We start from the raw sequence: 7245 nt of genomic DNA, 5'->3' as shown, positions 1-7245 counted from the left end.
ATACCATTTTTTATAGATAACTCTATGAATCTGTCAACTGTATCATCAGCATAGTTTCTGTATCCAAGTAAATTTTGACCTCTTAAAAGCATTTGTAACTTTGTATTTTTTACATGCTTTCTTATAAGTCTTAATCTTTCCCAAGGGTCTTCATTTAAAAAACGTATGCATGAATCAAATGTAGCTCCTCCCCAAACTTCCATAGAATGGTATCCTACCTTATCCATCGTTTCTAAGATTGGTATGATTTCATCTGTTTTTAACCTAGTCGCTATTAAGGATTGATGTCCATCTCTTAGAGCAGTTTCAGTTATTTTTAGCTTACTCACCTAAATATCACTCTCCTGTAAAACTTATTTAAACAAAAATTTGCTATTTTAATAAATTTACTAAAATGTTTTCTTCCTTTATAAAAAGCAATCTTTTTTGTTATTTGCATTTAATTTTCTCTACAAATTTATTATATAACTTAACATTTTGTATACCAAGTCTTTTTAGTGTTCTTTAAGTGTTTTATGTGTTTTTTTGTATCATATTGTATACTTTTTTAATATTTTGTATACTATTTCCGCGAAAAATATTGGTTTTTTTGTCGTTTTAAGTTAAAATATATTTAATAATAAGTATTTGAAAGGAATATAATATATGTATAATTGGATGGATGAATTTGTAAATAATACAGACTTATCTCAAAATAAACCTATTAGAGAGGTTGTGTATGAAAGCTTAAGAAGTACATTAATTAGTGGAAAAGTTCCTATAGGTGAAAGAATTGTAGAAAAAGAATATGCTCAACGATTAAATATAAGTAGAACTCCAGTTAGAGAAGCTCTAAAACAATTAGAACTTGAAGATCTTGTAGAATATATACCAAGAATTGGAGTTGTTGCAAAACAAATTACAAAAGATGATGTTATTGAAATATATAGGATTAGAGAATCTCTTGAACTATTAGTTATTTTTGAGGCTATGGAAAACATTTACCCCCATGAGGTAGAAGAAATTTCTGCTCTTTTAGATCTTACTGAAAATTTAAATCAAGAGGGTAAAATAGATGAAGTTATTGACTTATTTAGAGAATTTAACTCTCTTATATATAAATCTTCTAAAATGAGAAGATTGCCTATTATGATTTCTAATTTAAATAGCTATTTGCAAAGATTTAGAAACATATCTATACTAGATGATGAAAGAAGAGAAAAGGCTTTAATTGAACATAGACAAATATTAAATTCTATTGTATCTAAAGATAAAAATTTAGCTGAAGAAATTATAAAATCTCATCTAAATATTTCTTTAAATGTTGTGTTAAAAGAAATAGATTAAAGTATTCTTTACTACATATAATATGAAATTTTTTTACTTAATAATTATAAATTATATATAAAAAGTGTGTACCTAAGGTACACACTTTTTATATATTTATATATTTATATATTTATGTTTTATATCCATCAAAAATATACTTATAGCCAACAAATCTGCACATCCACCTGGGCTTATATTTTCTTTAATATACTCTTTTTCCATTTTTTCAATTTGTTTTTTACCACAGATAGTATTAACTCCACCTATTCTTAATAACTCTTTTGCATCAGATTGTACTTTTCTTAAAGTGTTTATATCATGTCTATAAACAATTGTACTATCCTCAACTAAAGACATAAGAGAAATTAGCATTTGAATATATAGTTCATTTTCTATTAAATCACTATTTTCATACTTACTTACTATTTCGTCAAAAACTACTGCTAGGCCATCTTTTATTTGACCTCTTATACCTGTAAATCCATGCTCTATATATAATTTTTCTCCATGAGTTAACTTATCTTTTAAATGTAAATTTTTAAAATCATCTAATATATCTTGTGTCATATCCTTTATTATATCTTTTATATTATAAAATCCTTTGTTATCGTAAATTGATTTCATAGTAGCACTTATACAAGTACCCATTAAAAATATCATTCCTTTATGAGTATTTACGTTATTTGTAGCTTCAAACATTTTTCCTTCACATATAACACCTATATTTCTTATTACATTAAATATACATTGTGGCTTATTATAAGTATAAGAAACTTTAGCCATTTCTTTTAAATACGGTGCTATTGCCATAGAACTATTTAAAAATGTGTAATAGTTCATATCTTTATGAGATCCATTACTTATTGGAGATACTAATCCAAATGATGGGAAAGTAGATACTTCACTTATCATAGCTTTAAGTGCAATTTGAGATATATCGTATGATATCTGGTCTATCTTCTTTTCTTCTTCTTTGTATCTTATATATATATCTTCAAAATATTTTTTAATTTCATCTATATTATGCGTTTGTGATCTTGAACATATTTTTGCATCTAATTCACATATAAAACATTTTCTAGGTGATTTATTTAAATCTGAACGTGATATACCTACTGTTTTATTATCTTTATAAGAATACACATCTATATCTACACAACGCCCTAAAATATGTCTTTCTTCTATATTTATCATAAGTTTTTTTACACTTACAACGTCTGTGCTAAATAAAAGATGACATACTAAACCTTCTTTATTTTTATATCTATCATTATAAATTATATCACTTTTATGATAAGTCATTATATCATTATATATAATGTTTACTATATCATCTGTAATATAATTTGATTTTTCAATTCCAGGGTAATTAATTCTTATTGTTACTAAAGTTTTAGTCTTATTATTTTCTATTAATTCTTCTTGGTGAAACACTCTTTTTTCTCTATCCATTAGAAATTCTTGTATTAAATCCATATTCATAATTGACTTAGTAAAAATTCGCTTCGCTCATATCGCCGACACAGTCACTCAAAATTCGCTTTGCTTAAAGCTTATTTATTACTATTTCACCTTCCTCACTAAGTAAAAAGTCCATTGTACTTTTAGGTACTAACTTTTCTACATCTTTTATATTATTTTCTTTTAATAAACTTCTTACTCTTGATGCACTTATAGCATCTTCTAATATTTCTTTTCTTTCTAAAATTTCAACTTCTACATTGTATTTAGGTAATACCTCTTTCATAGTACTATTATATATATTAGTTACCTCACAGTGTGGCTCACTACCAACGTATCTTTTAGCAATATTAAACTTAGGTGCAAAGTATTTTCCAAATATATTACAGTCTAACTTCGTATATTCTTTAAGACTATTATCATTTTTCTTTAAAAAATAATTTGGAAATGTTGCAGATGATATTATATATTGTCCACCTGGTACTACTAATACATTTTTTAAGTCTTTAATACCTTCTTTAATCAATCTATATCTCACATTAAATGGAAATATTGATTGATCTTCTTCTACAACAAAAACTATTACATTTTTATTTTCTTTACTAGCTCTTTCTATTAAATATCTATGTCCTAAAGTAAATGGGTTACAGTTCATTACTATAGATGCATAACTTTCATTTTCATTTATTTTATATTCTGACTTTAAATTATCTAAGCTTTTATTTATGTTCTTATTTCCACTTTCAAGTAAACTTACTTTATCAGTTGTAAATATATTTTTATATCCTAACATTTCAAAGATATTTTGACTTTCTGGCTTTGTAAATATAAAGCTATGATATTTATTTTCTAAAAATAATTTTTCTGTAACTTTTGATATTAAATTATTTGAAAGACCTAGACCTTGATAATTTTCATCCACTGCAAAACATTTAAGTATATTTCCTTTTTTAGAACAGGTAGCAATAATTTCACCTTGATCTTTTATTACTACGCTATAATCCACATCTTCATATTTTAAGTCAAATTTTTCTAAAAAATCTCTAACTTCATTTATTTCATATTTTGATTTTAAACTTACACTCTCTACATTATAATACATATTTAATCACCTTCTTAAACACCAAAGAAATTATTAGCCAATGTAAATACTATTATACCTAAAAAATTATAATGGCCATTAATATCCCATCCGGCAAACTTGCTATTACATATTTTTTCTTAGTGTATTCTTCTGCTTCTTTAAATAAACCTTCTTCTCTTGCTTCCTTTAAAAGTTCTTTATTAGTTTTTTTATTTTTTTTACTCATACTAACACCTCATTTTACTAATTTAGTGATTAAATAAAAATCCTTATACAAAATATTATCATAAAAAGGTATTGCATAACTACAATACCTTTTTAATAATATATAATACAGTTTGAATATTCTAATATTTTATAATAAATTTTTCTTATCTGAATATTCCAAACACTACACTCGCTATTATAAGCATTAATCCTCCACCTAAACGAGAAGATATTTGTGCAAATGATATTAGTTCCATTCTCTTTGCAGCTCCAAGAACTGCTAAGTCTCCTGAACCACCTCTATTTGCCATACAAAGCCCTGCTGTTATTGCAGTTTCTATTGGATAGAATCCAACTAACCAACCAACAAGTCCTGAACCTAATATAGCACCAATTACTATAAATGCCGCTATAACAACGTTTGCAAGTGTTAATGCTGCTATTAATTCTCCTAAATCAGTTAATGCTATACCAACACCAACCATTATTACTAATAAGAATTGCTTAGCAAAGAATCCTTGTAATTTTTTAGCACCTTCTCTTAATTCAGCTGGTATTACACCTAACACGTTAGCTGCTGCAACTAATAAAACCATCCATGCAAATCTATGTATGTCTATTTTTAGTACTGATCCAAATAGTGTAAATTCTGGTATTTGAACTGCTTTAGATAATATATTTCCTAATACGTAGAATGTACAAGATAATATTAATCCTACTGCCATATCTCTAGCTGTTACTTTTATTTCTTGAGTATCTTCTAATTTTGATAAATCTTCAGCATTTCTTATTAATTCACCATTTCCGTTGAATTTAGAACCAATTTTAGTTGTTCCTAATTTATTAAGTACGCCTGCTGCTATTATAGCTATTATATTAGCTATTGTAAGTATTGATAATCCAAATGATAGCCATTGTGCTGGGTCCTTTCCTGTAGCATTTGCATAAATATCTGCCATTGGTATTGCACCTGCTCCAGTTCCTCCACCCATTATAGGTAATACATATCTAGTTGCTATATCTGCTGGTGAAACTCCAAATATCATACCACCAGCTATTCCTAAACCTATCGCTCCTGCTACTCCTGCAAGTATTGCTGGTAAGTATCCTGCAAAAGCTTTTAATAATAATTTTCTGTTAACTGATAATATTGAACCTGTTATAAGTACTGCTATAAATAAATCTAAGAAGTCAGTTGTATCCATAAATATTTTTACAGTTTCAACTGCTGCATCAGGTATTAATCCTTTATAAACTAAAAATGCTGATCCTAAGAATGCAAGTATTGAACCTCCACCTATATAAGTATTCCATACAGGTATTCTATCTCCTATGTATCCAAATGTTATACCTAGTGTATAAAGTAGCGCAAATGCTCCTATTGTATTGCTTGGTAAATAATTATTCATTGTTGCTATAAATACTATTCCTGCTACTGCTGCAAATATGTACCAAGGCATTCCAAAGAATTTCAATGTTTCCTTTTTAACTGTGTTATTAGCATTGATCACTGCCATCGTTTTCTCCTCCGATATTATCTTCTATTATAATATAATTTCTATATCACACCATGGATTTTTTAGTATCCATGGTGTTAATATTTTAAATATTTTTTATTAAACATTTACTAGGATTTATTTTACTTTTTTTATAACATCTATTATGCTTCCATCTCTGTACTCAACTACAGCTACTACATCATCACTAAACTCTATTTCTTTTGGTGTTCCAACTAATCTTGTAGCTATTTCTCTTAATTTTTCCATAGTTACAAGTTGGATTCCAGCTTCTTTAAACTTAGCCATTAAATCTTGTCTTCTTGGATTAACTACTACACCATAATCTGTTACAACTACATCAACTGTACTTCCTGGAGTAACAACAGTAGTAACTTTATCTATTATTGTAGATAATCTACCTCTTGTAAGAGGCGCTACAAGTATTGATACTTTAGCCATTGCAGATGTATCGCTGTGCCCACCAGATGCAGCTCTTATAACTCCATCAGAACCAGCTATAACGTTAACATTAAAATCTGTATCTATTTCAAGAGCACTTAGTATAACAAAATCTAACTTGTCTACTGCTGCTGATTTATTTCCTATAGATGCATAGAAATCTGCACTTACTTCAACATGCTTTTCATTTTTACCTACAGACTGAGCTGCAGTTAAATCGAAACTTTGAGTATCAAATAATGTGTCAACTAGTCCTTCTTCTAATAAGTCGACCATAGGACCTGTTATTCCACCTAAAGCATAACTTAATTTTATATTTCTTTTTATAAGTTCTTCTTTAACAAATCTAGTAACAGCAAGTGATGCCCCACCAGAACCTGTTTGCATAGAGAATCCATCAACGAATAACCCTGAAGCTTTCATTACATCTAAAACTCTCTTCGCCATTAATAATTCCTTAGGATTGTTTGTAAATCTAGTAGCACCAGACATTATTCCTTTAGAATCACCTACTTCATCAACTACTGCTACATAGTCAACTTGAGTTTGAGGTATACTTTGTGGGAAGTTTGGATAAGGAACTATAGTATCAGTTACTACAACTGTCTTTTTAGCATGAGCCGCGTCTACCTTTGCATAACCCATAGATCCGCATATAGATTTTCCTACAACACCGTTTGCATTACCCATACAGTCAGCTGAAGAAGCTGCTAAAAATGCAACATCTATTTTAACATCACCTGAAGTTATAGCTCTAGCTCTTCCACCATGAGAACGTATAACTGCTGGATGTTCTCCTAATATACCTTCAGAAACTGCTTTAGCTAAATTTCCTCTAAGACCACTAGTTTCTATTCTGTTTACAACTCCATTTTCAATGTGAGCAACTAAACCATCATGAGCACTAGTTAATGAACTTGCTGCTACTCTTAGATTTTTAATTCCCATTTGGGCTAATATATCAACAACCATCATTAAAAGCTTATCACCAGCTCTAAAGTGATGGTGGAAAGATATTGTCATTCCATCTTTTATTTCACATTTTTCTATAGCATCTCTTAAAGATCCAACTATTTTATCTCTTCTTACATGTTCTTTTAAGTTTTCACTATCAGACTTAACTATTCTATCTGATGGTTGGCTAGAGAAAGGAGCAACATAAGCTGATCTATTTTCATAACCTTTTATGCTATTTAATAATTCATTACTAATTCTTTTAGTCTCCAT

6 protein-coding genes and 1 pseudogene are annotated in these 7245 nt (G+C 28.3%); 1 reads left to right on the top strand and 6 read right to left on the bottom strand.

Annotated elements, in window-relative coordinates; genetic code table 11:
* Positions 1–329 (bottom strand): annotated as a pseudogene (locus JWF52_RS00370) (oxaloacetate decarboxylase subunit alpha); the annotation flags it as partial.
* Positions 330–645: 316 nt separating this feature from the next.
* On the opposite strand from JWF52_RS00370, the gene JWF52_RS00365 reads away from it, so the two are divergent.
* A complete protein-coding gene (locus JWF52_RS00365; RefSeq protein ID WP_208331390.1) occupies positions 646–1326 on the top strand; it encodes a GntR family transcriptional regulator in 681 nt (226 codons plus the stop codon).
* 96 nt (positions 1327–1422) lie between these two features.
* On the opposite strand, the gene citG is transcribed toward JWF52_RS00365, so the two are convergent.
* The 5 genes from citG to citF all read right to left on the bottom strand — a co-directional run bounded on the left by citG (position 1423) and on the right by citF (position 7245).
* Positions 1423–2784: a triphosphoribosyl-dephospho-CoA synthase CitG gene (gene citG / locus JWF52_RS00360; RefSeq protein WP_208331389.1), complete on the bottom strand. Its 1362-nt coding sequence runs from the start codon at positions 2782–2784 to the stop codon at positions 1423–1425.
* A gap of 70 nt (positions 2785–2854) precedes the next feature.
* A complete protein-coding gene (gene citC, locus JWF52_RS00355) occupies positions 2855–3871 on the bottom strand; it encodes a [citrate (pro-3S)-lyase] ligase (RefSeq protein ID WP_208331388.1) in 1017 nt (338 codons plus the stop codon).
* 58 nt (positions 3872–3929) lie between these two features.
* Positions 3930–4079, bottom strand: a complete 150-nt coding sequence (locus JWF52_RS00350) for a hypothetical protein (RefSeq protein WP_208331387.1) — start codon at positions 4077–4079, stop codon at positions 3930–3932.
* Between the two features lie 145 nt (positions 4080–4224).
* Positions 4225–5577, bottom strand: a complete 1353-nt coding sequence (gene citS / locus JWF52_RS00345; protein ID WP_208331386.1) for a citrate/sodium symporter CitS — start codon at positions 5575–5577, stop codon at positions 4225–4227.
* Between the two features lie 117 nt (positions 5578–5694).
* Complete coding sequence (citF, locus tag JWF52_RS00340; protein ID WP_208331385.1) at positions 5695–7245, bottom strand: citrate lyase subunit alpha; 1551 nt, start codon at positions 7243–7245, stop codon at positions 5695–5697.

It is taken from the genome of Clostridium sp. CCUG 7971 (assembly GCF_017590215.1).
GTDB lineage: Bacteria > Bacillota > Clostridia > Peptostreptococcales > Peptostreptococcaceae > Faecalimicrobium.
This window is presented reverse-complemented; position numbering and strand designations above follow the sequence as displayed.

Excerpts from the sequence above, each read along its gene's own strand:
- citS (WP_208331386.1), bottom strand. The coding sequence starts at position 5,577 with ATGGCAGTGATCAATGCTAATAACACAGTTAAAAAGGAAACATTGAAA.
- citC (WP_208331388.1), bottom strand. The coding sequence starts at position 3,871 with ATGTATTATAATGTAGAGAGTGTAAGTTTAAAATCAAAATATGAAATA.
- JWF52_RS00350 (WP_208331387.1), bottom strand. The coding sequence starts at position 4,079 with ATGAGTAAAAAAAATAAAAAAACTAATAAAGAACTTTTAAAGGAAGCA.
- citG (WP_208331389.1), bottom strand. The coding sequence starts at position 2,784 with ATGGATTTAATACAAGAATTTCTAATGGATAGAGAAAAAAGAGTGTTT.
- citF (WP_208331385.1), bottom strand. The coding sequence starts at position 7,245 with ATGGAGACTAAAAGAATTAGTAATGAATTATTAAATAGCATAAAAGGT.
- JWF52_RS00365 (WP_208331390.1), top strand. The coding sequence starts at position 646 with ATGTATAATTGGATGGATGAATTTGTAAATAATACAGACTTATCTCAA.